General features: G+C 36.6%; 22 protein-coding genes and 1 pseudogene. 7 read left to right on the top strand and 16 right to left on the bottom strand.

What is annotated here, in order from left to right; genetic code table 11:
* Positions 1-104 precede the first annotated feature (104 nt).
* Entirely contained in the window at positions 105-1,772 is a 1,668-nt protein-coding gene (locus RCG23_RS25460; protein ID WP_308177973.1) for a M56 family metallopeptidase, read from the bottom strand.
* A 17-nt stretch (positions 1,773-1,789) separates the two neighbouring features.
* Positions 1,790-2,170 carry a BlaI/MecI/CopY family transcriptional regulator gene (locus RCG23_RS25465; protein ID WP_308177974.1) on the bottom strand — a complete coding sequence of 127 codons (381 nt, stop codon included), beginning with the start codon at positions 2,168-2,170 and terminating at the stop codon, positions 1,790-1,792.
* Between the two features lie 927 nt (positions 2,171-3,097).
* On the opposite strand from RCG23_RS25465, the gene RCG23_RS25470 reads away from it, so the two are divergent.
* The 3 genes from RCG23_RS25470 (at position 3,098) to RCG23_RS25480 (ending at position 5,825) form a co-directional block, all read left to right on the top strand.
* Positions 3,098-3,295, top strand: a complete 198-nt coding sequence (locus RCG23_RS25470) for a hypothetical protein (protein WP_308177975.1) — start codon at positions 3,098-3,100, stop codon at positions 3,293-3,295.
* A 165-nt stretch (positions 3,296-3,460) separates the two neighbouring features.
* Positions 3,461-5,158 carry a M3 family oligoendopeptidase gene (locus RCG23_RS25475; RefSeq protein WP_308177976.1) on the top strand — a complete coding sequence of 566 codons (1,698 nt, stop codon included), beginning with the start codon at positions 3,461-3,463 and terminating at the stop codon, positions 5,156-5,158.
* 367 nt (positions 5,159-5,525) lie between these two features.
* Complete coding sequence (locus RCG23_RS25480) at positions 5,526-5,825, top strand: DUF3888 domain-containing protein (RefSeq protein ID WP_308177977.1); 300 nt, start codon at positions 5,526-5,528, stop codon at positions 5,823-5,825.
* Positions 5,826-7,776: 1,951 nt separating this feature from the next.
* Here the strand turns inward: RCG23_RS25480 and ppsA are convergent.
* The 3 genes from ppsA to RCG23_RS25495 form a co-directional block, all read right to left on the bottom strand.
* Positions 7,777-10,377: a phosphoenolpyruvate synthase gene (ppsA, locus tag RCG23_RS25485; RefSeq protein WP_308177978.1), complete on the bottom strand. Its 2,601-nt coding sequence runs from the start codon at positions 10,375-10,377 to the stop codon at positions 7,777-7,779.
* A gap of 325 nt (positions 10,378-10,702) precedes the next feature.
* On the bottom strand, positions 10,703-10,912 hold the full coding sequence (locus RCG23_RS25490; protein ID WP_308177979.1) for a glycine zipper domain-containing protein: 210 nt from the start codon (positions 10,910-10,912) through the stop codon (positions 10,703-10,705).
* Positions 10,913-11,310: 398 nt separating this feature from the next.
* The gene (locus tag RCG23_RS25495; RefSeq protein ID WP_308177980.1) at positions 11,311-11,628 is read right to left on the bottom strand and encodes a hypothetical protein; all 318 of its coding nucleotides are present in this window, start codon (positions 11,626-11,628) and stop codon (positions 11,311-11,313) included.
* 587 nt (positions 11,629-12,215) lie between these two features.
* Between RCG23_RS25495 and RCG23_RS25500 the strand changes: the two genes are divergently transcribed.
* Positions 12,216-12,662 carry a DUF4288 domain-containing protein gene (locus RCG23_RS25500; protein WP_308177981.1) on the top strand — a complete coding sequence of 149 codons (447 nt, stop codon included), beginning with the start codon at positions 12,216-12,218 and terminating at the stop codon, positions 12,660-12,662.
* A 368-nt stretch (positions 12,663-13,030) separates the two neighbouring features.
* On the opposite strand, the gene RCG23_RS25505 is transcribed toward RCG23_RS25500, so the two are convergent.
* The 4 genes from RCG23_RS25505 to RCG23_RS25520 form a co-directional block, all read right to left on the bottom strand.
* Complete coding sequence (locus RCG23_RS25505; RefSeq protein WP_308177982.1) at positions 13,031-13,981, bottom strand: ribose-phosphate diphosphokinase; 951 nt, start codon at positions 13,979-13,981, stop codon at positions 13,031-13,033.
* A 746-nt stretch (positions 13,982-14,727) separates the two neighbouring features.
* Positions 14,728-15,456 carry an amino acid ABC transporter ATP-binding protein gene (locus tag RCG23_RS25510; RefSeq protein WP_308177983.1) on the bottom strand — a complete coding sequence of 243 codons (729 nt, stop codon included), beginning with the start codon at positions 15,454-15,456 and terminating at the stop codon, positions 14,728-14,730.
* On the bottom strand, positions 15,453-16,097 hold the full coding sequence (locus RCG23_RS25515) for an amino acid ABC transporter permease (RefSeq protein WP_308177984.1): 645 nt from the start codon (positions 16,095-16,097) through the stop codon (positions 15,453-15,455). The genes RCG23_RS25510 and RCG23_RS25515 overlap by 4 nt, the downstream gene beginning before the upstream one ends.
* Before the next feature lie 61 nt (positions 16,098-16,158).
* On the bottom strand, positions 16,159-16,920 hold the full coding sequence (locus tag RCG23_RS25520; RefSeq protein ID WP_308177985.1) for a transporter substrate-binding domain-containing protein: 762 nt from the start codon (positions 16,918-16,920) through the stop codon (positions 16,159-16,161).
* Between the two features lie 290 nt (positions 16,921-17,210).
* Here RCG23_RS25520 and RCG23_RS25525 point away from each other — a divergent pair, with 290 nt between their 5' ends.
* Positions 17,211-18,947, top strand: a complete 1,737-nt coding sequence (locus RCG23_RS25525) for a hypothetical protein (RefSeq protein WP_308177986.1) — start codon at positions 17,211-17,213, stop codon at positions 18,945-18,947.
* Positions 18,948-19,186: 239 nt separating this feature from the next.
* Positions 19,187-20,743 (top strand): ABC-F family ATP-binding cassette domain-containing protein, encoded by a 1,557-nt coding sequence (locus RCG23_RS25530; RefSeq protein ID WP_308177987.1) that lies wholly within the window; start codon positions 19,187-19,189, stop codon positions 20,741-20,743.
* A gap of 53 nt (positions 20,744-20,796) precedes the next feature.
* Here the strand turns inward: RCG23_RS25530 and RCG23_RS25535 are convergent, their stop codons facing one another.
* Positions 20,797-21,231 (bottom strand): HEAT repeat domain-containing protein, encoded by a 435-nt coding sequence (locus RCG23_RS25535; RefSeq protein WP_308177988.1) that lies wholly within the window; start codon positions 21,229-21,231, stop codon positions 20,797-20,799.
* Positions 21,232-22,263: 1,032 nt separating this feature from the next.
* The gene (locus RCG23_RS25540; protein WP_308177989.1) at positions 22,264-22,527 is read right to left on the bottom strand and encodes a hypothetical protein; all 264 of its coding nucleotides are present in this window, start codon (positions 22,525-22,527) and stop codon (positions 22,264-22,266) included.
* Positions 22,528-22,740: 213 nt separating this feature from the next.
* On the opposite strand from RCG23_RS25540, the pseudogene RCG23_RS25545 reads away from it, so the two are divergent.
* Positions 22,741-22,866: pseudogene (locus tag RCG23_RS25545) on the top strand (L,D-transpeptidase); the annotation flags it as partial.
* A 400-nt stretch (positions 22,867-23,266) separates the two neighbouring features.
* Here the strand turns inward: RCG23_RS25545 and RCG23_RS25550 are convergent.
* From RCG23_RS25550 to RCG23_RS25570, 5 genes are all read right to left on the bottom strand, one after another.
* Entirely contained in the window at positions 23,267-23,701 is a 435-nt protein-coding gene (locus RCG23_RS25550) for a S1 domain-containing RNA-binding protein (protein WP_308177990.1), read from the bottom strand.
* 171 nt (positions 23,702-23,872) lie between these two features.
* A complete protein-coding gene (locus tag RCG23_RS25555; protein WP_308177991.1) occupies positions 23,873-24,253 on the bottom strand; it encodes a glyoxalase superfamily protein in 381 nt (126 codons plus the stop codon).
* Positions 24,254-24,536: 283 nt separating this feature from the next.
* Positions 24,537-25,040, bottom strand: coding sequence for a DinB family protein (locus RCG23_RS25560; protein WP_308177992.1), 504 nt, complete (start codon positions 25,038-25,040; stop codon positions 24,537-24,539).
* Between the two features lie 196 nt (positions 25,041-25,236).
* On the bottom strand, positions 25,237-25,620 hold the full coding sequence (locus RCG23_RS25565) for a DUF3658 domain-containing protein (protein ID WP_308177993.1): 384 nt from the start codon (positions 25,618-25,620) through the stop codon (positions 25,237-25,239).
* On the bottom strand, positions 25,617-26,303 hold the full coding sequence (locus tag RCG23_RS25570) for a DUF1835 domain-containing protein (RefSeq protein WP_308177994.1): 687 nt from the start codon (positions 26,301-26,303) through the stop codon (positions 25,617-25,619). Before RCG23_RS25570 ends, RCG23_RS25565 begins: the two co-directional genes overlap by 4 nt.
* Positions 26,304-26,414 lie beyond the last annotated feature (111 nt).

Below are 26,414 nucleotides of genomic sequence, written 5' to 3' on the forward strand. Positions count from 1 at the left end.
TATTTTTCGTTTTAAGTTTTTATCATGTTTTTTTCACATAATTTCGAGTTCAACTTCCTATAACGTAGCTCGTTAGCAGCCGTTATTTTTTTGTTTATTTTTTATTACCATTGTCTTCCCGTATCGTTTGACATATTATTAAAGGTCCCCTTAGGGTAAAGCACGGAGTAGTGGTCCATTACCGGGTCCGGATTGCTGTTTGAAGGCATAGGAAATACTAACAAAATCTTGTATTCCGAATTTGCAACATACCCAATAATTTCCTCGCCATTACTTTTCACATCATATGCCGGAGTTCCAAATACTTTCTTTACCATAGAAAGTGATAATTCATTTAATTTCTCATCAAAGGATCTCGCCTCAAAAATCTGTGACCCTTTGTTGAAACCAAATACCACATTGTATTTTGAAAAGACAGCATAATTTCCTTTAGCATTAGGTACCCAATCAGCCTTATCCGGATTTCCTAGTTTTTTCTCTACGTCTTCTATAACAGTAGTTTTAACAGGAAACTTTGAGTTGATGATTTTACCCTGCTTTGCCAATTGCATGATACTTGAAAGAAGTTTTCGCTGAGTATCCCCATTAGATGATAAAGAAGAGGTATTGTTATTCGATGCTGACGCATTGCTTGTTTTGTCTTGTGTTATGTCGCTTTGTGATGCTTGATCTTGAGATGTTTTTTCCACTGACAGAGTAGAACTATTGATATCGCTGTTTTCATTTGGGCTAACAACTGAACTGCCAGGTTTAATGGTGCTTGAAAAGCCTACCATAATTGTAAGAGATAGAGCTAATACTGCACATATTGCCGAACTTTTTTTAAATTGTGTAATCATAACAATTCTTCGTTTATTGTATTTACTTGCATATCCTAATGTCCCAGTGGTACTCCTTTTTTCTGAGAATAATCTAAGCATATTGATTATTGTCAGACCGTATTTTTTGACTTCTTCTGTCTTTAAAGTGCTGATGACAGACGCATCACAAGCCAATTCACAGTCTTGTTTTACCTGATTAAGTGAATACCAGATTAAGGGGTTGAACCAATAGATTGCTTTAACAATCATAAGTAAGGTGTTTACCACTAAATCCTTGTTCTTAATATGAGTTAATTCATGGCTTAACACAAACCTAAACTCTTCCAGGGTTAATTTGTCTATAAGCTCCTCTGGAATAATAATTTTAGGATGGATCATCCCGTAAACTGCTGGTGATTTCGAATAATTACTATAAATAATTTTTATCTTTGAATTAACTCTAAGCTTTGATTTTTCTGCTTCTAAAATTTCAATTAAGTCTTCTCTTTCACAGAATGAACACTTTTTCAATTTAGCCCTCATCAAGATATTTACGCATAAAATATAGAGTAACATTGACGAAACACCAATTATCCACAACACCGCTGCAGTATCATAACTTAAAATAGCGCCTAAAATTCCTGGATCAGCTAATGCTTTACTATCTTCTATAGAAGGTGTATTTTCGGTTGCGATAGTACTGTTTGGTATTATGTTAGGAACATATTGTTCTGCAATAAAATGATGATCAAGTTTCTTCTGTTCTATTGGAATAAAACTTATAAAGCTTATATGACTTTGAATGTCTATTGGCACTATTAGCCTAAGTACAAGCAAAATCCAAATATAATAATGAAGCTTTGCACTAAGTCTTTGTCTAAAAATAGCCTTAATTACAAGTATCCCTAATGCTAAAATACTCCCCATAAGCGAAAGTAATAAGACTTCTTTAAATAGTGCAGATAAAACCATACATCAATACCTGCCTTTTACTTGTTATTTTTTTTATTAAGCAATCGTTCCAGTTCTTCTATTTCCTCCTCAGAAATCTTCTCTTCCTTGATAAAATTGGCGAGCATAAGGTGGATAGAACCATCGTATACCTTTTGAATAAACGATCTTGTTTCATCCAATATACAGTCTCTTTTATCTACCAAAGGATAATACTCATAAAGAGGCTTCTCCTTATCCACACCCAAAAAACCTTTTTTCACCAATCTACTTATTAATGAATGAATTGTTTTAGGACTCCAATTCTTATTAGAACTTACTGCCTCTACTATCTTCGTAGAAGTTAATGGAGCTTCTTCCCATAACACCTTCATTACAATCCATTCTGCATCAGTTATTTTGCAATCTGCTTTCTTCATCTTATTCCTCCATCCTACAAGTGTAATCTAATTACAGACTACACTTGTAGGATGGAGGTGTCAACATCCTTTTTTCCAAAATTAAATAGCCCACAATGTTTTATCTACAAAATTAAAAATGAATTTTAGATCGAAGCTAATGAAATTTATTCGTTTAATGAAGGAAGGAAAAATGAGTAATAAAGTACATTTTCAAAACAAAAAGAAGGCATAGGCTCCAATTACTTTACCTATGTCTCCCTTTTCAAATTTAACATTTGCAATAAGCGTTCATGAAATGACTTTTTTATTTAGGCAGTGCACTGTAAGTAATTCACAGCAAATTTAATCCCCGTTACTTAAAATGGAATATTTTAAATACCTCTCAAATGCATCTGATATATCCATAATAATGCAGGAGTCTTGTTTAGAGATCTCCTGCTTTGTTGTTACTCAACCATTTTTGTGTTTACATAGCACAAAAGGATTACATAACCACTTACCAGGTCAGAAATTAATTCTTGGGAATTTGGATGATTAATGAAAACGCCTTCTAAAGGATCATAATCATCATAAAAATTAATCGAACCTTCCAACTTAGCCAGTTTTTTTTTGCATTTAACACTACTCAGCACGAACACTTTTAGTGCTTATTTTTAAAGAAATAATTATTCTTATTAAATTCCCTAGGTTAAATACGATTTTCTCACAAATGCTCGCTTATTCGCAGGATTTCATACCCCTTTTTATAGGGTTAACAGTTAAATGAAATGAGTTCAGATTAATAAGGCTTCGTGAAGGCATAGTTAAATAGAGGAGCGTCCCTAGACTTTCTCATTTATGTGTTAATTCTTTGGTTATAGTGCATTTAAAGGTAAGAGATTGGGTTTACTGATTTAAATTAATCTCTAATTTAAGCTGGGGCTTAAGCAACTACTGGCTGCGGTTATGCTTGTCTTGTTTGCAGGTTATATTGTTCCGAGATTGAATAGATTTAAAGCTAAACTAACCCCTTCCCTCGTAAAGGAAGAGCTATTAATCGAAGAAAGCCGGAAGTATTTATTTAAGTTTTATACCGGATTGGATATCGTCCATATAGGTGCTCTTGTTAATATGGTCTTAGCATTGTGGAAGCCGTTTTATTAATAACGATCCGGGAGCCGAGAGGGATTCCGGGACCTCCTTATATTTTTATTATCGATTAAAATGTAATCACTTGTTGAACCATATGAAAAAACTAGATTTATTACCTAGAAATCTATAATATAACTATTGGGATAATTGAAATAATTACAAAAAGGGGAGTTATCTGTGACACAGGATTTAACTCAGAACTATTATAAAGAATTAATTGATTTACAAGATGTAGATGGGGTCGAAGCTCAAATTCAAAGTTTACTTGATGTTCAAATTGAATCCGTTTCTGACCTAGAAAAATGGTTACAAGCTGAAAAGGATTTAATGATGAAAATCGCGGAGGCAATGACGGGTCACCAAGTCGATTTCTACCGGAACACAGAGGATGCGGATATCAAGTCTACGTATCTACATGACCAGCAAGTCATCCAGCCGCTTTTAATGAAATATGAAGCAAAACTGAATGAGAAAGTCTGTGAGTCTCCTTATTTCAATAAATTAGATGAAAACCGTTATGGCTTAATGCGACGCTTTCGCGAATCCAAGGTGAAACTGTTCAGAGAAGAAAACATTCCATTAATGGTAAAAGAACAAGAGCTTAATACAAAGTATAGTGAAATTATGGGAGGATTAACTGTTGAATGGGATGGCGAAGAAAAGCCTTATCCATTTATCCAATCCCAACTCGATCATCTAGACAGAGCCGTGCGTGAAAAAGCTTATCGCGCAATGATGTCAGCCCACCGTCAAATTAAGCCTGATATGGATGCCATCATGGATGAGCTAGTTCAACTTCGCCATCAAATTGCATTAAATGCAGGCTTTGAAAATTATCGTGATTATATGTTTGTAGTCAAAAATCGTGAATATAGCATCCAAGATTGTTACGACTTTCATGAAAATGTAGAGAAACATATTATCCCAGCTTGGAACCGATTGGCAAATGTCTTTAAGTCTGAGCTTGGTGTCGATACCTTTCGTCCTTGGGATAACACCGCTAAGTTGATGAAAAACCCGCCATACTCCGATGTGTCAGATCTTATGGATGGCGTTTCTGAGATGTTAGGGAAAACCGATCCATACTTTGCAGACCGTTTTGATTACATGAGAGAGCATGGGTTAATAGATCTTGGAGATCGGAAAGGAAAAAGCCCTGGCGGTTTCTGTACCTCCTTACCTGTTTCAGGGAACACCTTTATCTTCGCGAACTTTAGTCCATCCTTTTTCTCTCTTATCGCACTAATTCATGAAATGGGCCATGCCGTGAATGGGTACCTCGAGTTTTCCGAGCAAGGTCCTTCTGAAGAATATCACCTCCGAATGGAAATTGGTGAACTTTATTCTCATGGAATGGAATTGCTCTTATTAGACAAGCTGGATCGTTTTTATCCAGAAGAAGAAGATTTTAAGAGTGCACAGCGAGAAGAGCTGAGACGGGCATTTAAAATGTTATTTGGCCCATTATCAGGCGACCTCTTTCAGCATTGGATGTATACGAATCCTCAACACACGGCCAAAGAGCGTGATGAAAAATTCTTTGAAATCTCAAAACGGTATGGCTTAAACCCTGTCGATACGTCTGGGCTTGAGGAAGAAATTGGGATGAGCTGGGCAGACACCCTTCACTATTTCCAAGTTCCTTTCTATAATATTGAATACTCCATGTCGATGCTTGGTGCATTGCAAATTCTTGAAAATTACCGAAACAACCCAGAGCAAGCCGTCGTATCCTTTAAAAAAGGTGCCAGTGCGGACTACAATCAATCCATCGCAGCGGTTTATAAAGAAACTGGGGTCAGCTTTGATTTTTCAGAGCCAGCCGTTAAGCGAATGGGCGAATTCCTGGAGAAAGTCATTCAAGATATTCATTAATGATGTGGGAGCACCCAGACAGTGCTTAGTATTGTGAGGCTGATAGGCTAATTGGTCCTAATGATGATAAATTAGATGTCCTCTTTTTGACGGCAACATTTGTTGTAAATGCAGGAAAAGCCAAAAATACGCAAGTAGTGTATAAATACTTGCATATTTTTGGCTCTTTTAATTTTATTTCTTAGTGTTAAAACACCCCGTTAGCCACCCATGAGTCGCTAAAAAACAGCTCTTCACCACAAAGAATGAAAATGTTTGAGTTCGGGCTTACTTTATACTATCCCTTGTTCTTATTGTTTCCTTTCAAACAACAACTGTTTTATCAATTAAACAAACTCAAGACTCTGAAGAACTTAGATTACAGGACATGCTTATGAAAATGCTTGCTACTTATATTAGCGAAGTTTTGGATAACTATTATTATCCGAAGATTTTAAAGGACTTTTCACCTGCAGTAGATCCATGGAAATTTGAAGTGATTGAAACAAGAAGAGTAAATGGCTTCCGTGGCTTTATATTAGAAATTACATTTGATATTGAGCTTACCGATGGTGGACACCACGTTCCAGTAGGGAAGGATCGAATGACTTATAGAATTTCTTATGGACCTGAGGTGAAATTGATAAATCATACCCACTTAGCTACTTATAAATACCCTCAAGAATAATTACATAATTATAACTGGCTTATTGAACTATTCTTCCCCGTTACTTCAATAATGCCCATTGAAATAATCATGGTACATATATAAAGTTTTACCAGTTATCTCTATATCTTCGATTGTAATACTATTTCCTAACAAGTTGAAGAACCATTCTAAAATGAGAAATGACTGCGGCCGCAATTTTTTTAACTATTGTGTTTTTTCTTCTAAGAGGCGCAACTAAAAAGTGAAAAGTAGTGAAATCTGCAGCCAAAATAAGCGTTAATCCTTCTTGGATCATTGTTAGTTCACTAACAAAAAAAGGGTTCGCCATTGCAACCCCATCATAAACTCTTGCACCAGTTACTTGAATAAATAAAAACCAACACCCTTAGGTCCTTCGCTTTTTTGTTATGCGCTATTGTCTGGATAGAATTCAGGTGCGCGCACTTGTTAAAGCCACGTTCCCTGAAGCCTCCCTGCGATCCCGGACGGTCGGATTTCCCGAGTCCGGTTCTGACCTTGGATATATCATATATGTGCCTTCCCTTATTACCCTAGGATTAAATGGCGACACCCATGTTCCCCCATTGATAATAAGGTTTACTACATAATTAGCCAGATTGGAGATTATTATTATTATTATTTATTAAGGCTCTGTGTCCTTTTATCCCAATCATTAGGCATCCAAGTGCCCAGAGGTCCTTTGCTCAACTTTGGTGTTACCATAGTTGAAATATGTTTCTACATATTTAGAAAAGCATTACCTTTTCCTCTTAGCTACTACGACCTCATCCGTCAATCCTAAATCCTCCTGTCAATTTCGGTGGTACCTTATAAAACGGGTCTTTGCTGGTTGTTGTCGTCCCAGCTGGAAGTAGGACCTTCCCGTCGTTATCTCTAAAAATCTTTCCCTAGATGCTAGAGCCCATATCCCGGCATCCTCTATAGTGCATATAACCGTTTCTTCCTATAGAGCTTCGGCCTTCCCCAATGCGTCAATGGGTCGGCGATTCGCAATAATCCCTTCAACAGTTTCTGAAGGGGGAGCCATTTCGAGACTGCAGTATTCGTTAAATCCTTCTGGCCTCTAGGTTTGCTCGCCACACTGACTGTTCCTACCTTATATTCTCTGAGTAATATAGGCAGCTATGGCTTTTACGTCCGAGCAGAACGTGACTTGTTACCTCCTCACGCATCGGATATGCTAGTTGTCTGAATCGGTCAATTGACAACAGGAGACTTTCACTCCATTAGATTTTCAGCCTTGACGGCTGCTCCAACGCACACGGCTCCTCCTAGTTACCATTCACAAAATACAACTAATCTTTTAATATTAGATTTTGCTAATTCTGCTATCCTTAATAGTTTTGTTTCCATTTAATATTCCTACCTCTGTATGTAGAAAATATTTCTTTACTAAGGGTGATAACTGGTAGCTAGCCTTTCCTCCATTGGCATTACCCAACTTCATTGGTACTACGCTGCTATCCGACTCCCTACACCGGCGTTTGGCTTCCTTACTTTTTATCGCTTGTACACCATACTCTTCTAACAAGAAACTGCCGGTAGGGTCTCCCGAGTTGCCGTATCATATCAATGTGTAACGTGCCAAGGTCTGTGACTCCATAGAGGTTTTATCCATCTTGCCTTAAACGAAGGATAAAATGTAGCTTTCTGCTGCAGGTAAAGCATCAGCCCTCTCGATTTACTAACATTATGGAGCTCAATCCCTTCAACCAATTGGCTTTGGCCCGCCACCTAACTGTCTACGCTTAAAGACTAAAGTTACCTTTAGTCCTCCAAGACTCGCTACGAGCGAATGGCTAGTTCTTACTCGACGGGAATCCCACCTGTTATATGATACGACCTAGGCTCGGCCGCACACCTGTCCGTTAGCACAATAAAAGCTGCCCCATTGATAGCTTTGTTGTTAATCTTGATAGGAAGAGTCATTTATTAATTTGACTTTCAATTACAATATTTCGATATACCCATCTGTTCCATGCACGCGAATTCGTTGCCCGTCTATTATCAGTTTGGTAGCATTTTCTACTCCGACAACTGCTGGTATGCCATATTCACGTGCGATAACAGCTCCATGTGTCATCAGTCCACCAACTTCGGTGACTAAGCCTCTTATGGATACAAACAATGGTGTCCAGCTAGGGTCAGTAAAGGAGGTGATTAATATATCTCCATCTTCTAGATCAGCCTCTTCCATGTTTATGATGACACGTGCTCGTCCTTCTATCACTCCGGAAGAAACAGGCAGACCTACAATAGCTTCGGCTGGGAGATTTTCTCGTTTGTACTCACCTGCAATGATTTCACCATCAGACGTGATAACACGCGGGGGAGTTAGTTTTTCATATAATTTGTACTCGTCTTTTCGTTTGTTGATAATTTGGTAATCCAGTTTATTTGTGCCCACGACTTCGTGAAGTTCTTCAAAAGTGAGATAGAATATATCTTCTTTTTCATGAATTACACCCGCTTGTACGAGTTGTTCGGCTTCTTTCAGTAAAGCCTGCTTATAAACGAAGTAGCGACTAACCATGCCGTATTTTGGATATTCTCGGTAACCGATGAAATTCCGAATTAGGTCGATCATTCGTTTTGTTTCTTTGGCTTTTTGTTCACCATCCGGTAATTGCTTCAATCGATCTAATATCTCTTGTTCTTTTTTCAAAGCTTCCTGTAGTCCTTGCTCAAATTTCTGATTGCTGGCATTAGGTTCAAAGTTTTTGATGTTACCCAGAATCATGGGGACAAGTGTAGTTGGTTTTTCGCTCCAACGAGTTTTAGTAAGATCGATTTCTCCACTACATCGCATTCCGTATTTGTTGAGATAAGCTATTATTGCGTCTCGGGTTTTTTGTCCACCTTCAAACTTAACCAATTCATCCAAGAAGTTATCATCTTTTACATGTTGTAAATAATCAATTACTTCAGGATAAGGACGAATCACATCTGCGACATCCAATAGTGCGAGACCCATTTCTGAAGTAATATTGTTTGGCACAGATTGAGAAAGTGTATCTGCTACGTTTTTTTCACCTAACCACTTATTTATGTTTTCATTAATCCATGATGAAGCATTCATAGCTCCCATAAATACACGTGAACTCTGTGGGTTAAATAAGATTTTCCTTAATTCCTGGATATCCTCTAGAATAAAATGAAATAAATCCGATCCAGATTTCGTTTGAATGTTTTGTTTTAATTCTTCTATTGATGTTTGAGTACTCTTGATCAAATCAGTAACGATTGTCGGACCGTTTTCGGTTTCTGCCAGCATATCTGTATGGTTTCTGCTGGCACTCGGTGCTTTTTCATCATTTGATATCGATTTTATAAAATCTCCTCGCTCTAAAACGGTCATAAGTGCGTCTTTCATGAGAGGATCGTGTTGTTCCATGGCACTTAATAACATTTCTCTTTTAACTGGTGAAGCCAGATGAGGTGTGACATCAACAAACAACCTTCCACCAGCTTTACGCATTGGTGCAGGAGTCGTTAACAGGAAAAAAGACAATCCCAATGGTTTCATGGGGTCTGTCATCATTTGTTGATGACCAACAGATACATAGACGTGATTTTCTTGATGATTCGCTTCAGGGATTGGGAAAAGCGTCGTGATTGGGCGACTCTGGACGATATAAAATGTATCATCAACTAAACACCATTCGATATCTTGTGGGCAACCAAAATAAGCTTCGATCTGTCTTCCGATGAGTGCTAGTTGTAAAATCTGTTGATCAGAAAGTGTTTGTGTCTTTTGCTGATCAGGATCGATCGGCACGGTCTCTGTTCCACCTTCTTTTAGTGCATAGGTAGCCAATTTTTTGGATGCTATCATCTTATTGACGATATTATCTTCCTGTACTTTATAACAATCGGCTGTTACCAAGCCAGAGACCAGTGCTTCACCAAGTCCAAAACTGGCATCGATTGATAGCAGCTTTCGGTTAGATGTAATCGGATCAGCGGTAAATAATATCCCTGAAGCATGCGGGAAAACCATCCTTTGAACGATAACAGATAAATAAACTTGACTGTGGTCAAATCCGTTTTGCATGCGGTAGATTACAGCCCGATCCGTAAAAAGGGAAGCCCAACATTTGCTGATATGGTGCAAAATTGCTTCTTTTCCGATAATATTCAAATAGGTGTCTTGTTGACCAGCAAAAGAGGCATATGGTAAATCTTCGGCAGTTGCACTAGAACGCACTGCATAAGCATGCTCATCACCAAATTGGGAGAGATAATCAGCAACTGCTTTCACAACATCGGAAGGAATTTCAACTTCCAAAATAATTTGTCGAATCTTTCTGCTGATTACAACAATTTGATCACGATTCTCTACTTTTAGCATTGTTAGTTGATCCAGCAATGCTTGAAACGTTTCGTTTTGTTCGATGGCTTTTTGATATCCTGCTGTTGTAATACAAAATCCTTCAGGTACTTGTATTCCTTGAATTTTTGATAATTCCCCTAAATTTAACCCTTTTCCGCCAACGAGCAAAAGCTGTGTTTTTTCCATTTCCTGAAAGCCGAGAACCAATGAACCCATTTTTTATCCCTCCTAACCATTAATGTTCTGTTGATTTTACCAGTAATAAATGGAAAAAAGTAGTCTATATTGACCATTTTTAATATGTTATAATTAAAATAGGAAGAGTAAAAAAGAGCTAGACCTTACCATACAGTAAACTGATGCCCAAGTTCTTTCCCTCGATAGCAGCTCCCCTAAGCTCGGCCGCACACTTGCCCCGTTATTTTAAGTGAATTGATTCACAATCTTACTAGGAAATGACCTAAAAAATCTGGATTAACTTAATAAAAAAAGGACTCCCTTTTTGGGAATCCAATTCATTCAGTGCCACTTTGGTTAAAATCTAATCTTCTCGGTTCGAAACACTGTCATTAGCCTCATTGGCATTTTCGCCGACTTTGTTACCCATCGCTCCTCCTGCAACAGCTCCTGCAACGGTACCAAGTGGACCAAGAGCAGAACCCAAAGCAGCACCAGCTGCAGCTCCGACACCAGTTCCTACCGCTTCGCTGGCATCATTATCGACACGGTTACGTTCGTTTTTATCAGCCAATCCTCTCACTCCTTATTTAGAATAGGCAAGTACTTTCCAGCACAATACCGTAATATATTTTGCCCTATAAGCACAGATTTACGCGAAATTTAAATCTATACTTATAACTTTGCAATTTCCACTATCCTGCCCTGTTAGCGTAATAAGAAAAAAGGATCGCCACACACAAACCATCTTGAACTTAAGCACCCCCTTTAGTATTGTCATTTTCCCTTTTAATTTTCATGGTAGTGGAACATGAAAAAAGGTTGCCGCAGCAACCATTTTTTCTATTGAAGCACCTAATGACGGAAAAAGGAAAATTAGTATAAAGATAATCCTACATAAATCTTAACAATATATTTAATTTCAAACATTTCGATAGTATTGTTCAGTGTTTTTACTAAGTAAATTGGATGTTAAAAAGACGCTTTCAAAACAAAACGTCCACTTAAGATTAAATGACGAATTCTAATTTCTGCACTATCAAATATTTGTAATTGACCAGAAAACGTTGCAAAAGGTGTCTCCAAACTTAGTTGTTTGGTACTTTCATCCCAGGTTCCATGGATAGGGACAGGCGTACCTCTAAAATTGCCGGTACCAATTACGGTTCTCCCTGAGACCGAGTGAATGTTCAGTACCCCCCTAACAACCGGTCTTCCTGCAATTTCTGTGCTTAATCCCCAGCTTGATTGTGACGGTAAACTCAGTGAAATGTTTTGAGCACTTTGCACATTAATCCCTCCTTTTGTGGTGTATAGGAGATTATATGCATTTGACGATTATTTGGATTTGACATCAATTATTTTGAATGGCGACATATTTTATATTAGGTTAATTTTTACCATCTGGTAAAATTCATAGCCGCTTATCTGGAGGATCACGTGTTTTTAAAGAAAGCGATGGTTATGAAGAACCCGTCATCAGAAAGGTTGTTGAATGGATTAACACTGCAAATCCTGTAAAAGAAGCAACAGAAGTAGTTAATAAAAAGCCATCGATCGCCGTATTAAAAATAAAAATGAAAAACGGAAATGTTGCATTAATAGAACCTGCATATAACTGCCTTGTTCAAAACCTAACAAAAACTTGCACGTTGGCAGATAGCGATGTCATTTATACCCGAAATAATCAAAAAGAACGATTGAGATCCGTTGAGCTCTTTGATTGGCTCCTGGCAGGATGAAAATATGAAAATATGAAAATACAGAACCTCCCAAAGACCGTTTAGTTCAAAAAGAAATTTAATATATAATAGATTTGATAATACACAAATGATTTTCCTTAGGAGGAGGAACATGAAAAAAGGCTTCGAAAAAAAATGTCCAAGGAATGGGAATGGTATGCAGTAAAGGTACTGTATGAATGCAACATATCAGGAAACCCTTCTCCAGAAACAATTGATGAAAAATACTCCAATACACATAAGACATTTGAGGAAAGCATTATACTTATTAAGGCACCTTTTTTTGAACAGGCTTATGTAAATGCAGAAATGGAAGCAAAAAAGGCAGAAATGGATTACTTAAATCCATATGATGAAATGGTTGAATGGAAATTTGTAGAGTCGATAGATTGTTTTAATTTATTTGATGAAAAACTTCAATCAGGTACAGAATTGTATTCAAGATATTTGCGAGTACCAAAAAATATATCTAATGAAAAAATAATTTCACATTACTATCCAGAAACGGTCGTGGAAGAAGAAGTTGACTATAACTTTATTCTAAGAAATAAGGACATTAACTTAAGACCAAATTCAAATTAAAGTATTGTTGATATTGATGACGCTTATTCAACTATCAGGGTGCTTTAATTTAATAATTTTTGATTGAGCCGACAGCAATCTGTCGGTAGTGGCAGGAATAGCATACAAAACCGCACACAAATTAGCAAATGCATAATTTTTTTTAGGCAGTTGCTAATTAGTAAGGGGCTTATACCGCGATTTAAGCATCTAATTCAATAGAAAACATTGTTAATTCAATAAAAAAGCAGAGCTAATTCTAGTGAGAATTGCTCAGCTATTATATAGACTTTTATATATGCTTTTATAGATGCGGGTACTCCAAAAGAGAACGGCTTAGATTATGATGGGATACCCTTTTTTCAAAAACTACTTGGAAAAACAAATATTTATTCAAATAAAGGACTTACTGCTTTTTGATTGTGAATACGATCAATCGCCTCTACAAGCAATGGCGCAACTGATAAAACCGTAATTTTATCGATCAACTTTTCTTTTGGTAGGTCTATAGTGTTAGTTACAACTAATTCTTTAATGGGGGACGATTCTATTCTGCTAATAGCTGGTCCAGAGAGCACTGGATGGGTACAGCAAGCATATACCGATTTTGCTCCCTTCTCAATTAAAGCATTCGCTGATAAAGTAATATTCGAGCCCGTATCAACTAAACCATCAATAATAATGGCATTTTTCCCTTCAATATTTCCGATAATATTCAAAACTTCAGAAACATTTGATTCAGGGTTTCTTCTATCAATTAAAGCAATTGGAGCATCTAATCTGCTGGCCATTTTTCTTGCTCTAACTACACCACCATTATGCGGTGCAACAACTACAATGTCTTCTAATCCTTTTTTGGCAAAATAATCTGAAAGAATTGGAATACCAATTAGGTGATCCACTGGGATGTCAAAAAAGCCCTGTAATTGTGGAGAATGAAAGTCCATTGTAAGCAGCCTGGTTGCCCCAGCTGTTTCTAAAAGGTTGGCAATTAGTTTTGCAGTAATCGGCTCCCTAGACCTAGCTTTACGGTCCTGGCGTGCATAGCTGTAATAAGGCATAACAATGTTAATGTTTTGAGCTGAAGCTCTTTTCATGGCATCAATCATGATGAGAAGCTCCATAATATGTTCATTGTTTGGCTGCGATGTGGATTGAACTAAATAAACATCACTTCCCCGCACACTTTCTTCTATATGAATTTGGACTTCCCCATCACTAAAACGCTTGATTGAGCTTTTCCCTAGCTCACAACCCAAAAGTTTTGCCATCTCGCTTGACAGCTCGCGATTAGAATTTAATGCAAACATTTTAAAACGCTTATTAAGTTGATAAGTCACCTTTTATCCCCCATGCTTGTTTAATCATAGTAGTTACCATTTTCTAATATCTTATTTTACATGATTTGAGGTAATGGTAACAGTATTTTTGCGTTCACTTTATTTTTATTCGTAACAATTACCTACTGGTGAAAAAATAGTAAAATATGCACATTAATGAATGAGAAAAGCAGGACAATATTTTCCTCTGATTGGAATAGTACAATAATCGAACAGAGGGAAAGCTGGTTCAATTCCCTGAAGTGTAAGACCCTGCTCACCATCTTGATGTTTCGTTTATTAAGGCAAGTTAACAGTCTTATTACAAATAGATAAACATCTGTTTATTCGACAAATTTCTAAGAATCGCTTGTTATAATAGCTTTGTTTAGAAAGAAGAGTTTTGAAAACCAAAGTAAAAATAAGAAGAGAAGGAGGAATCATGGCGGAAATTTTACTTTATCTTGGTACATATCTAACAGTTGCTCTTGCTCTTGGCTTGCTGGTTACATTTGCTTTTGATCTATTTATTAAATAAAATACCTCGTTAGTAGTGCCTGTTACACCACGATTTTTCTTGTTTCACAGACTAATATATATAGTCTCCTGATTACCTCGTATTCTTTCAGTTTATCAATAAAATAAAAACTTAAAGAGCAGCTGTTTTCACAGCTGCCCCCATAAATGTATTCTATTGCTCTAGTATTTAAGACCTTTAACTTGTACTGTGCATTAGTATTTGTTTGGCAATGTAATTGGAAATGAATTTAGAGCACCTTGCTTAAAAAAGCTTTGGTACGTTCATGCTGGGGATTGCCAAATAGTTCATCTGGTTTATTCTCTTCCACAATATATCCGCCGTCCATAAATAAAACCCTGTCTCCCACTTCTCTTGCAAAGCCCATTTCATGGGTTACGACGACCATGGTCATCCCTTCCCGGGCAAGCTGTTTCATGACCTCCAAGACATCTCCAACCATTTCCGGATCTAGTGCAGAAGTTGGCTCGTCAAATAGCATGATTTTCGGGTTCATTGCCAGTGCTCTTGCGATGGCGACACGCTGTTTTTGTCCACCTGATAGTTCGCCAGGATAGCTGTTTGCTTTTTCCCGTAAACCTACTTTATCCAAAAGCTCATACGCTCTTTTTTCTGCTTCTGCTTTTTCTGCAGAGCGGACCTTTAATGGTGCAAGCATAATATTTCCTAAAACGGTTTTGTGAGGGAAGAGATTGAATTGCTGAAAAACCATTCCAACCTCTTGCCTAACACTGTTTATATTGATTTTCTGATCAGTGATATGGTGGCCATTTATGACGACTTCCCCACCTGAAATTTCCTCCAGGCGGTTTAAACAGCGCAGGAATGTACTTTTTCCTGAACCGGACGGGCCAATGACACAGACTACTTCTTGTTCCTTCACTTCTGCATTAATATCCTTTAACACCTCTACGCTGCCAAAAGATTTCTTCAGATTTCTTACAGTAATCATACTCATCGCAGTTCAAATCTCCTTTCAATGAAGCTGGCAAAAATGGAAATTAAGTAAATGATAATAAAGTAAATAATACCGACTATCAGCCAGATCTTGAATGCCTCGAACGTTGCAGAGGCCTGGATCTGCCCTTGCTGAGTTAAATCGGCAATACCTATTACCGATAAAAGCGACGTATCTTTTAAGCTAATGATTGATTGGTTCGTAATGGTAGGGAGCATTCGCCTGAATGCCTGTGGCAGGATGATATATCTCATTGCTTGAGAACCTGTAAGGCCAAGAGATCTTGCCGCTTCGGTTTGGCCTTTATCAATCGATTGAATACCAGCCCTTATAATTTCGGCAAAATAGGCACCTGCATTGATGGCAACTGTTATGATCCCTGCCGTTGTACTGTTTAAAGAAATCAAATGTAAGGAATTTACGCCAAAGTAGATAAAGAATAACTGAACAATAAAAGGCGTACCTCTTATTGCATTCACATAAGTCATTGCAATTCCGTTTAGAATTTTAATTGGGGCTAATCGCATCAAAGCTACCAATAAACCAATGATAAAACCTAGAATTATGGCAATTACAAAAATATAGATTGTTACTTGAAGTCCTTTTAGCAAAATAGGTAAAGCTGAAAGTATAATATCCACAAACGTTCATCTCCTTTTAAAAAGGGGGCGCGCTTTAAGCACGCCCTTTAATCAAAAAATTTTATTTACCAAGATATGATTTGATGATTTTGTCGTAAGTTCCATCTTTCTTTAACTCTGTTAAACCTTTATTAATTTTTTTCATTAAATCCTTGTTTTGGCCTTTTAATACGGCAATTCCATACTGATCTCCATTCAAGCGGTCACCGACGATTTTTAAGCCAAGGTCTTTTTTCGCGATCGCATAGGAGATGACCGGATAATCTTCAATTAGAGCATCCGCATTTCCGTTAGCTACTTCCTGGAACATGGCTGGGCTATCGTTGAATTGAACAACTTTAATTCCGAGTTTAGACGCATTATCCTGCGCGTATTTAGCTCCAGTTGTCCCTTTTTTAACTGCTACCGTTTTTCCTTTAAGGTCATCAACTGATTTAGTCGTTGTATTATCCTTTTTAACAACCACAGTTAATCCTGCATCAAAATATGGCTTTGAAAAGTCGACTACCTTTTTTCTTTCATCTGTAATACTCATACCTGCTATTGCTACGTCAAGCTGATTGGCTTGCATTGCCGGGATGATTCCGCCGAAATCCATTGGAGAGAGTTTAATTTTGAAGCCCTGATTCTTTGCAATCGCATTGATTAAATCAATATCGATTCCTTTATATTCGTTGCCTTCTTTAAACTCGAACGGAGGATACGTTGTGTCCACTCCGACATTATATACCTTGTTTTTATCACCCGCTGAATCACTGTTTCCACAAGCAGCGATAAAAATAGTAAGAAGCATCAACAAACTAAACAAGCCAATTTTTTTCATTTTACAACCCATCCTTTTTAGTTAATGATCAATCACGGTTTGAGAATTTTGAAAAAGCTAGCAAATTAATTAGCTCATCTCTCTTTACCCCTAATTAACTGAAACAAATCGATTAAAATGATTATTTTTTCGAAATATTAATTTTTGTTTAAAATTGACGAATGTCCATGAAGGTGCCAGACAACCTTTCCCATGAAACTTTTGGTATCCTTTCCCATTATTTTTTTTAAGAATATTAATTTAAAATAAAGAAATCTACGGTAATAAAATAATAATTTTCGGGGGAAGAAATGAGCGTATTTTTTTCATTAGCTGCACTGATAACGGCTTTACTTTTTGTTTTGACAACAAGGCTGGAGATTTTAAAAGGAGCACCAAATAATTTTACATTTGGCTTTTATGTCGCAGCTAAATTTGTAGTCGGTTATTTATGGGGAGTTTTTATATTCAATATTGTTTTACTAGATACAACGTTTTTAGCTTATATTAAAAGCCTTGCTATTTTCATAGCTGCCGCGATGATTTGGGAATCAACATGGTCGATTTCCAAAAGTAAAAAGAATTTTGCGGTATATTATTTTTTGCCAGGAGTATGTACTGCAGCAGCATTTCTCATCTTGGTGATTTTCTATCCGATGACTATTGCGGATCAGAAGTTTAATGCAGCAAACGGATCGCTTTCAAAGGAAAAGAACCTTGAAGCAACTGATGAGAAGCATCTTCCGGTTGTTGGAGATGACTATGCAGAGTATGTAGCAAAGCGGGAGCTCTCAACATGGAAGAAGAACATCAGTTATTTTGAATTAGGATATGGAATCAAGCAAAGCATCAATGGAACCCTATACTATGTGTATCCGATTGAATATCGCGGTTACTCAAAATGGTTGAAGGGGCAGCCAGTTCCTGGATTCATCAAGGTCAATGCGGAGAATCCCAACGCTGAAGCGGAGTTTGTCAAAAGCGACATGAGATATGTACCTTCCGCCTATTTCAACGATAATGTATCCAGAATGGTACGCAAAAAAAATCCAACTACCCTTCTGATGGATCCTAGTTTTGAAATCGATGATCAAAATCACCCCTTCTATGTTGTGCCTTATGGACACTTTGAAGCATTGCGTAATATCCGGATTGTTGACGGCGCCATATTGGTTGACCCAAAAACAGGCGAACAAAAGAAATATGAAACAAAGGATGTTCCCAAATTCGTCGACCAAATCATTCCCACCGATATTGCTTTTGAAAGAATGCAATGGTACGGAGAATATCGTGAAGGCGGTTGGTTTAATGCGAACGGATTGCTCGGTACCGGCATTTTGGCTTCCCAAACAGGAGTTGTTGAACCAACTGATTGGGGCGATGCAGACAGTGTTTTCGGACTTTACGATAAAGCAAATCAATTATCCTGGTTTTCGGATTTTACGAATCCAACAAGTGATTCGGATACGATGGTTGGGTTTGCGATGATGAATGCACGCAACGGGAAAATTGACTATTACGAAAATGTGAGCGGCGTATCCGGCTCGGATGCAAAAGGCGTTTCCCAAAAAGGAACGCTTAAAGCGGAAGATTTAAAGGGAAATGTCCGCGGGCTCTTCCAAATCTACGGCCAGCCGACATGGCTTGTCAGCCTGGAGGATAAGAGTGGTGTCTACCGCTACACAGCGTTTGTCAACGTAAAGGACGCACAGGTATACGCTTATGCCAAAGACGTGAATGAAGCATTGAATAACTATGAAACGGCCATCGCAACGGGAATGACAGGCCAAAATGCATCTGCTTCAAAAGATGCGAAAGAATCTGTGATTTCAGGAAGTGTTGTTTCTGTCTATAAGCGAGAAGTAAAAGATAAAACCATGGTCCAATTTCTCCTGGACAACAGTGATAAAATCTTCACGGTTACCGCAAGTGAGTATCCATACGCGATGTTTATTGAAACTGGGCATCGTTTGAACCTTACCTATATTGATACTAAAAACATAAATGTTTCCGTGAAATCATTGAAAGATATAACCTTAAAGAAATAAACATGAAAAAGCTATCCGATGAATTGGATAGCTTTTTCTATTAAGGAAAGAACCTTTTCTTTATCTTAAAAATATAAATTTCTCCCCTATCGTTTTTCGAAAATGGTAATTCACACCATTCCCCTGACAAATAATACGTGTTATAGTGTACAATTGGTGAACAAAATATTAAGTGAATGATTTTATATATATTTTTCTTAAATGCGATGAAAATGAAAATGAAATGAGTGTGAAAATAGATGAGTATTTTAACAGTTAAAGACCTAAGTCACGGATTTGGTGATCGTGCTATTTTCGATAATGTTTCCTTCCGCTTGTTAAAAGGAGAACACATCGCTTTGGTTGGTGCAAACGGTGAAGGTAAATCTACGTTTATGAATATCATTACGGGACAACTTCAGCCTGATGATGGAAAAGTAGAATGGGCTAGGAATCAACGGGTCGGTTACCTCGATCAGCATGCTGTTTTGCAAAAAGGATTGACCATCCGTGACGTACTAAAAACAGCGTTTCAATATCTCTTCGATGTTGAAATGAATATTAATAATATTTACGGAAAAATGGCGGACGTTACCCCTGAAGAAATGGAAAAGATGTTAGATGAAGTTGGTACATTACAGGATATTTTAACAAATAATGATTTCTATGTTATTGATGCTAAAGTTGAAGAAGTGGCGCGTGGACTTGGTCTTGATGATGTAGGCCTGGAAAAGGATGTTCATGATTTAAGCGGTGGACAAAGAACAAAGGTATTATTGGCCAAGCTTTTACTGGAGAAACCAGATATCCTTTTATTAGATGAACCTACTAACTATTTGGACGAACAACATATTGAGTGGTTAAGACGTTACCTGCAAGAGTACGAAAATGCATTTTTATTAATATCACATGACATCCCATTCCTTAATAGTGTTGTGAATGTCATTTACCACTTAGAAAACCAAGAATTAAATCGCTATGTGGGCGATTATAATAATTTCCTTACCATTTACGAAGCAAAAAAACTACAAGTCGAAGCCGCTTTTAAGCGACAACAAGCAGAAATTTCCAATTTAAAGGATTTTGTAGCCCGTAATAAAGCAAGGGCATCTACTAGTAATCTGGCCATGTCGAGACAGAAAAAACTTGATAAAATGGAGATTATTGAAGTAGGACATGAAAGACCGAAGCCTGATTTCAATTTTAAAGAAGCAAGAACCTCTGGTAAAACAATTTTTGAAACGAAAGAATTAGTGATTGGTTACGAAGAACCGCTGTCAAAAACGTTAAATCTCTTTATGGAACGCGGACAAAAGGTTGCCTTGGTTGGCGCAAACGGCATTGGTAAAACAACGCTCCTTCGAAGTATCCTTGGAGAAATACAGGCTCTTTCTGGTGAAGTTGAACGCGGTGAACACCAATATATTGGTTATTTTGAACAAGAAGTGAAAACGGCGAATCAAAACACTTGTATCGAAGAAGTTTGGAATGAGTTCCCTCATTTAAGCCAAGGAGAAGTTCGTGCGGCTCTTGCAAGATGTGGATTAACGAGAAAACACATTGAAAGTAAAATATCGGTTTTAAGTGGTGGAGAAAAAGCGAAAGTAAGGTTATGTAAGCTTCTTAACCGTGAAAGCAATATCCTTGTTTTCGATGAGCCGACAAACCATTTGGATGTAGATGCAAAGAATGAGCTTAAACGTGCATTGAAATCGTATAAGGGTAGCATTCTTCTCATCTCCCATGAACCTGAATTTTATCAAGAAGTGGTTACAGAAGTTTGGAACGTAGAATCATGGACAACTAAAGCACTATAATTTTAAAATCAAAAGCCTCCCTTTTTAAAGGAGGCTTTTTTGTTGATAATTTTTTAAAGCGATTGCCACGTGGTTTTTAACCAGCTGTCAAAGTCAGTACCCTTTTCACCTTCGTATGCATCATAGACATCCAGTCGCATCTTTTTTAACTTCTCGCTAAACTCTTCATACGAATGCCCTTCAGGCAAACTCTTCTTTATTCTTTTGAAGATTTTAGTTGCATCTTTAATCAATTCTCCTTTTTTCTGAGGAGGTAATACAACATCTTCTCCAAATGCCTGGAGTTTATGGAAAGCAATTTTTTGGATTTTATAAACTGGATCGTTCGCCATTCTGCCTTTAAGAACATCGATTGTTTGTTTACTTTTCCACTTACCTAATTCGTCAATGGCATCTAAACGGTCTCTCCAACTAGACGTACGACTAGCAGCTTTTTTTAATTCCTCATAATTTGCAGGTAACTCACTTTTCACTTCTTTATTATTCAAGAATCCTGTCTCCTTCTAAAAAAAAATATGCCTTACAATTGTATCACTTTCTTTCGACGTGCATACCTTTTTTTTCACGTTCCCCGAAAATTACGAATAAATTTAGTGTTTGACACCTTTTTTTAAAACACACTAATAAAAATCACCTAAAAAAAGGATTAGGGATTACTAAGAATGTATGCTATACTTTGTCTACCATTTGCTTTATTCTATTTGAGTCTCCGCCCTACTCTTTTCAGAGTAGGGTTTTTTATTTTTTATCCTTCAACGATTTGCTTTTAAAAAACTTTTATAAAACAACAATCTTTTAAAAAACAGCCTCGATTTTTGACAAAAAGAAAATTGACTATTTTATCGCAGTCATGAATTATTTTTTTCAACTAATGCCCCCGTTTTGTTGTACAAGGTCGAGAATAATTAAAAGCAACCACCTTTTCCCGCTACTTATGTTCATAATCTATTACTTCTACTTTAAAACCATGATTACATCCAATCTTGGGGCTGTCGCAAGATGGAGAAACTCTAACTTTAACCAAGTCATCTGCATATTCCAATGGGCTATTACGATTATTAGGAACTCGAAGGCTCATGGAAATATCATAAGAATGATTATTGTTGTATACAATATCAAAAATCCTCTGTGACTGCCAACCAAATGTAGCTGAATCATTACCTGGATATTCTTTCATCACTCTTTTATCAATAGATGGAAATATAATATCTTTAATAATATCCTCTGGTGTGACATACCAGTTATCTGCAAATGGTTTAATTTGCTTTGGTTCTGGAGGTTTAGCATAAGCTAATGTCCTGTGTCAAATATTAAAGAAATGGTGAAAAGGACAATGATTTTCTTCATGATTCTCACTCCCATAATTTTAAAGTTAGATTTCGTATCTTCAAATAATATTATCCACATCAAGACAACCAGTACCCTCTACAACAACAAGAAAAGCGATTGCTCTTATTCAATAATCGCACCCGTTTGTTCAATAAGAAAGGGACACTAAAATCCCTCTTGCACGAAATACACTAATCCAAATTACTGTAGATTTTGCTGATTTCCTGAAATTTACTCTTAAAAAAAATTATGGAATCATTTTTGTTCAGTTCAGGATATTGTTCGGTGACCATATTGAAAAAGTCCTGTATAGATTTTAATGTTCCATTTAAGAACTCTTTCTTATCAATAATAAAGGTCCTATCTATTGGCATTTTTTCTTGAAATGTGATATTCAGACCGTCATACCAATGTTCTTTTATACCTTCTTCTTCGTCTTCAATAAATGTATGCATAAATAATTTAATTACATCATCTCCATTTACAACCACAAAATTAAATATTTGTGGATGATCACCTAATTCATATTGAATTTCAATATAAAAATAATAACTTATATGAGTAAATTATATCTTATTAAACTAATCTGCCCGTTAATAAGAAAAAAGCCACCAAAATGGCAGCCGATCTTTAAAAGTGATTGCTCATTTCAACTGTTCATTAAACGTGGGACATATAATCCTGCTTCTATCGGTAAGAATGTCTCACACGGGTGTATAAGAATGTTTAACCATGGTGTTCTAGAATTATCATCTAGAGTTACAATTGGGACGAAGGTTTTTATTCATAAATAAACCTTTTATGGGTCTATTTTGTATGCCTTTTTTCAGTTTTAATTTTCATGGGAGTTTAAGTGTAATCCTTTACATCAAAAGTAACTCATCGTGAGAACTCCGGTGTAATTCATTTATTATAAAAAACAGGTGCATTACCTGTCGTTGGTAATACACCTGGTCATTGAGTCCTTAATTCTGGAACTTTCTTCTTATCTAATCGGTCTTTTAAGAACATTTGAGGTATTTCTAATACTCTTGATATTTCTTGCATCTCTTTGCATGTTTAACAATATAAGTTTATCTTACTTCTTAGTAACCATAAAGAAACATAACAACACAATAAAGAAGGCAAGCAATCCAGTTTATAGGCTCACCTTTAACCTCTATGATGAAGAAATGAAAACGAAAACGCGGCAAGTTAACCACGTCTTCCTCCTCTTCCACCTCGTTTTCCTTCAGTATTACGTTTTAGAGAAGTTAAGCTCTCTTCACTTCTCTTTAAGAATTGTGACATTTTATCTTCAAAGGTTTCTCTTGGTTTAAAGTTTCCTTTAGAACGATCATTCCCTCTTCCTTGAGCTGGGCGAGGGCGCTGCTTATAAGAAGATTGCCCTTCAGGTTTATCTATGGTTTGCTTAATGGATAAGGCAACCTTTCCTTCTTTCTCACTTAACACTTTTACTTCAACCATATCGCCAATTTTCAGATGATCATTAACATCTTTTACATAGCTATCAGCAACTTCACTGATATGCACAAGACCTGTTGTTCCTCCAGGTAATTCTACGAATGCTCCAAAATTAGTTATACCAGTTACTTTCCCTTGAACCTTACTTCCTATTTCTATTGACATTAAAATAATGTGCCTCCTCGATATGTTACAAACACTTTATTATAACAAAGGAATAGTTGTAATATCAAATTAGATAGTTTATAGATAGGATCGGACTTCAACTAACGCCCCCGTTACTTCAAGAAGCATCAAATAATAAAGCTACATGTACAACGAAAATTAGCAATGTTATTATTGAAGGTTCTCAAAAAAAACAATTCTATTTCCGAATGGGTCTCCAATGCAAACCTCCCGAGAATTCCAAGGGGTTGTTTCGATGCCAGGACGAGCATATTTGTATTTCTTTGATATAAGATTTGAATGGAGTAACTCTAAGTTTTCTACTTCAATTCTTAAAGCACCTCCAGGACAACAATCTCCATGATGTTCTGAAAGATGAATAATACAATTCCCATAAGAAATTTGCATGTATAAAGGTAGATTATCTTCAAATCGATGCTCCCAATCTAACTCAAATTCCAAAAATGTTAAATAAAATTCTTTGGCCTTTTCCTCATTAAAAATACGTAGGATTGGAGTGGGGCTTTTCATAGTTATTTTAGATGTGCTCATTTTATATATCACCTTTTTTATATGTATTTTAGAACTTAATTACTCCTTATGAACCATTTTTTAGCATTTGTTACTAAACATCTTATATTAGTTCAAAAAATTATATTCTTCTTTAAGTAGCTGGCCCTATAGCACAATAAGAAAAGCAGGTGCGGCCACATCTCCTTGTTTAACTCTAGCACCCGATAGTTTAAGTGAAATTCTTCACAATTTTTCTTTAACAAAAAAAGGCTGCTGCTGCAACCCTAATTCTAAACTATGCTCCCTTCTTTATCCTATATTATTAAAGTGGTGGATTACCCATTCCTAAAGGAATCCAATCCTCTTTCGGTGGTCCGTATACCCCGAATGGTTTTAATCCTGCTTGTCGGATAAGAATGGTAGCTTGTCCACGATGATGAACAATATGTTTAATTAAGCCCATCAGAATTGAAGCATTTGTTTCTTCTCTTCCGAACGCAATTTGAATTTGTTTCAAAGAATCATCTGTCCATTGTTGTTTAATAGCCTCTGCTGCTTGAGCACTTACCTTTTTAAAAGTTTCAGCGATTTCTTTTGCTGTTGTCGGAACATTTTCAGCATTTTCAACCTTATCCATTTTAACACCAAATTTGTTTAAATAATTTGGAACGTTTGTGGTGAAATGCCACAAAATTCTACCCAAAGTACGTCCTTCAGGATAAACTTGTTGTTTTAATGAATCATCTGTCAAGCCATCCAAAACTTTTTGAGATAATGCCGCTTCTTTATTCCATTCTTTAATAAAGTCTGAAATTGTTACGTACATAAATTACTCCTCCATTTTCATATAGAATTGATATGTATTTTTCAAAACCTATTATAAAACATTTGTTCGCATATTTAAATCTAATCAGCCCGGTAGTGGAAGAATAAAAAAGCCTTGCTCGTTCTTGAAGCAAAGCACCCGTTTGTTTAAGAACAATTTTTCACAATCCTTCCTTTACCATCCCAGTCCAAATCTATTATTGTTTCAAACGGACACTATATAATCTCATTGCCTCAAGACTGCCTTCCATTTCAAAAATTCCATTTTCAATCATTTTTTTTAACCGATAGTTTATGAAAGTATCGCTTATATACTGGTCTAAATGTATTTGACCAAGGACATCACCAATTAATCTTAATGATTTAAAAAATTCATTTGTTTTACGTTTACCGTGGAGTTTTTTCGCTCTATTTATAATAAGATCGTCAAAATATTCTTCTGGGACACCTTCTACTGTTCCATTTCTCCAAATTCTTAATGTTTCTTTATTTTCAGTGAGAGAATGCCATTCCTTTTCATAATGTTCCCGTTCTTGTTGAGTTAGAGGAGATTGGTCCCCTCGTTGTTTTTCGTAAATCACTTGGAGCTTTTCTGGCGTATTTCACCGGTGTGTGAAATCGAGTATTTCCGTTTCCCCTTATTAAATAGTTCATTAAATCCCTTTGTTGTGTTCATAACGAAAATATTATTATTTTTTTTCTTTAAAAGGTCCACGACAAAACGAAGTCCTGTCTGCTCCTCAGCATTTTCAGCAGCCCACAAATAAATAGGAATATCTTCTTTAATAGACATAATTTGAATAACAGCTCTGTTAAGATTTTCCTTAAATTCATCGAACTCTCCATCTTCATCAGACAAGTTATTTTGTAACCACTTATACCTGGCCTGGTTTCCAAATTTTTCACTAAATTTCCAGGTAGGACCGATAGAGAACATTTCTCGAACACAAATAATCTTTTCATCATTATAATCAGCACCCATTTCTTTGAGTGCTTGTCTAAAACTTCCCGCACCAGAATCCCCGAACAGAATATGAACAACCTTGATAGGTCCTTCTATTGTATTTCGCTGTGGTTCAGTAATCTCGAAAACCGCTTTGTATGCACTTTTCATATCTTTAATAAACTGCTTCTCAGAATACACCTGCTCGTTTAAAAAATGTATTCTTTTTAAAATATGACTAAGAAGCAACCTTGAGTCCCTCTCAGGCAATTCCTTAACGAACTTGGTAATTTTCTCTATTTCCTTAAATGCGTCCCCCATAAGTAAAATTCCTCCCTATGGCCCCTAGAGCGACAATGATGAATTTAGGAGCAACGGCTAATTGCGAAAATTGTACCAAAGTTAAGACTGACAGTGGTACCTTCATTTCCA

The sequence above is a fragment of the Neobacillus sp. PS3-34 genome (assembly GCF_030915465.1).
In the GTDB taxonomy this organism is placed as follows: Bacteria; Bacillota; Bacilli; order Bacillales; family Cytobacillaceae; genus Neobacillus_A.